The following is a 2,856-nucleotide window of genomic DNA, read 5'->3' on the forward strand; positions in this document are numbered from 1 at the left end:
GCCGCTGAAGGTGTTAAGCCAACGCCATTCCCACGCGGCGTTATCGACTTTCGATTTTCCCGTTCAGCGTGTGGCCAATGTCGCAGTTGGGTCGAAGAACGAACCCGCTCGCGCGGGAGGGAGCACGCGTCGCGGCCCGGCGCATTTTCGACGAGGTGATGTGCGGTAGCGCGTGACGGTCGGGGCATCCGATCCCGAGCATTGAAGGTCCAGCAACCTTCAGCTCGGGAGAGAGCCCCGATGACCTCCGATACTTCACTTCGACCCGTCAGCCCACTGCGGGCGCGCATGATCGAAGACATGACCGTGCGCGGCTTCAAGGACGATACGCGCCGCGACTATGTGCGACACGTCCGAGCATTCGCGGCCTTTATCGGCCGGTCGCCTGATACGGCGACCACAGAAGACCTGCGTCTTTTCCAATTGCATCAGACGCAGAGCGGCATGCAGCCGCCGAGCATCAACAGCGCGGTCTCGGCCCTTCGCTTCTTTTTCACAGTGACGCTCGACCGGCCGGATCTGGCGCGCCGGCTCACCGTCGTGCCGTATCCGCGGCGGATACCGACAGTGCTCAGCGTCGAGGAAGTGACCCTTCTGCTGCGCGCGGCAACGGCGCCGAAGTACAAGGCGGCATTCGCCACCGCCTACGGTGCCGGGCTGCGCGTCTCGGAAGTTGTCGCGCTCAAGGTCGGCGATGTCGATTCCGAGCGCATGCTACTGCGCGTCGAGCGCGGCAAGGGGGGCAAGAGCCTGCCCTCGCGAAAGCGGGGGACCGCCATGCGATGCTGTCGCCGCAGTTGCTCGAACTGCTGCGCGCCTGGTGGCGCGAGGGGCGGCGGCGCAGCCTGCTGCTGCCCGGAGGCTGGCTGTTTCCAGGCCGCAACCCGGTCGAGCCGCTGTCGGCCCGGCAGTTCTGCCGCGTTGTCCGCGCCGCTGCCCAGGCCGCCGGGATCACCAAGCGCGTATCGCCGCACACACTGCGGCACAGCTTTGCCACGCACCTCCTCGAGCAAGATGTCGATATTCGCGTGATTCAGACACTGCTGGGCCATGCCAAGCTTGACACGACGGCGCTTTACACCCGCGTCGCCAATAGCACGATCCGGGCCGTAACCAGCCCACTCGACCGGCTCGTACAATCAACCGACGGGAGGCCGCGACCCGAGGCTTAGCCGAACGGCAGTGCGCCGCCCGAAGCTGGAGGTCGCAGACGTCTTTCATCGCCATGGAGCCGACTGGCGTCGAGCCAATGCCGGGCATGTGAGCCTGGATCAACTCCAGGTCATGTCGGCGATCGAGCAGTGCCGCTCGGCCGCGCTCGGCGGGCATGTCGAACGTTGCGAAGATTGTGGCCACAGCCGCATCGCGTACAACTCGTGTCGCAACCGCCATTGCCCAAAGTGTCAGGGTGCGACGGCGCAGGACTGGCTTACGGCCCGCGAGGCCGATCTGCTGCCGGTTGGCTATTTCCACGTGGTCTTCACGCTGCCTGCCGAGATCGCTCTAATCGCCTACCAGAACAAGGCGGTGGTCTACGACCTGCTGTTCCGCACGGCGGCCGAAACGCTGCTCACCATCGCTGCCGATCCCCGACACCTTGGCGCGCGCATTGGAGCCACCGCCGTGCTTCACAGCTGGGGCTCGGCGATGACCCACCATCCGCACGTCCATATGATTGTGCCGGGTGGCGGGATATCGCTTGACGGCACGCGCTGGGTGCTCTGCAAGCCCGGCTTTCTGCTGCCGGTGCGGGTGCTTTCCCGCCTGTTCCGGCGGCTCTTCCTGGCGGCGCTCGTCGACGCCCACGCGGCAGGCCGGCTGGCGTTCTTTGGCGAGATCGCGGGTCTGCTTCGACGCGAGGCCTTCGCCGCGCATCTCGCACCGCTCAAGCGCAAGAAGTGGTTTGTCTACGCCAAGCCGCCCTTCTCCGGGCCGGAAGCGGTGCTTGCCTATCTCGCCCGCTACACTCATCGCGTCGCCATCGCGAACAGCCGGCTCATTGCTCTTGACGAGCGCGGCGTGACCTTCCGCTATAAGGATTACCGCCGCAACGGGCAGGCGCGCTACCGCACCATGATACTCAGCGCCGACGAGTTCATCAGGCGCTTCCTGCTCCACGTTCTGCCAAAGGGGTTTCATCGCATCCGCCACTACGGGCTACTGGCCAGCGCCAGCTGCAAGACCAACATCGCGCGCGCCCGGGAACTGATCGCCGCCCCAATACCGCAGGTCGAGCCGCCGGCATCGCACGACACGGTCGATCCCGACGCCATTACCGATCATCGCCCGCCGTGTCCGTGCTGCGGCGGGCGCATGATCATTGTCGAGATCTTTGGCCGCGGAGGCGCACCGCGCGGCCCGCCCTCCGGCGCTGGGATCCAGACCTGATCCGATGACCTTCCCCTGGCAGCATCCATTCGCCGGAACGTCCTGTTTCCCGGCACCGCACCTGTTTCATCCCAGCGTCGGCAACCCCGGCAGGGCACCACGGACCAGTTCCCAATCACCCCGTCGAATACGGCGCCAGCCACCAGTTCGCAATCGTCAGCGGCTTTCAGTTCTCAGCAATCTTAACAAAACCATCTCCCGGCAACGCCGCTGCCGCGCCAAATCCCCATAGACGGCCGACTGCTCACCGGCTTCCCGCGGGTTCCTTCATCGGAGGCTTTCGGACGCCGGCCTTATAGCCCTTATGCTCGCTCGACCGCTCGTGCTCGGCCGGCATCCGAAACCCTTCCCGAAAGCCGACGATCGAGCACCCTCCGCAACACTGCAACAGTGCAACACCTCGATCACGCACCCAGTTCGCCCGGCTCGGGTAGCAGCTTCACCATTTCCGGCATGGGATCGCCAAAG

Annotated in this window: 1 protein-coding gene and 1 pseudogene; both read left to right on the forward strand. The window is 65.4% G+C overall.

The window, feature by feature from the left end:
• The first annotated feature begins 240 nt into the window (after window positions 1–240).
• Window positions 241–1,172: pseudogene (locus tag VGC56_RS15040) on the forward strand (tyrosine-type recombinase/integrase).
• A 10-nt stretch (window positions 1,173–1,182) separates the two neighbouring features.
• Window positions 1,183–2,388 carry an IS91 family transposase gene (locus VGC56_RS15045; protein WP_464126178.1) on the forward strand — a complete coding sequence of 402 codons (1,206 nt, stop codon included), beginning with the start codon at window positions 1,183–1,185 and terminating at the stop codon, window positions 2,386–2,388.
• The last annotated feature ends 468 nt before the right edge of the window (window positions 2,389–2,856 follow it).

This window comes from Allosphingosinicella sp. (genome assembly GCF_036403745.1).
GTDB lineage: Bacteria > Pseudomonadota > Alphaproteobacteria > Sphingomonadales > Sphingomonadaceae > Allosphingosinicella.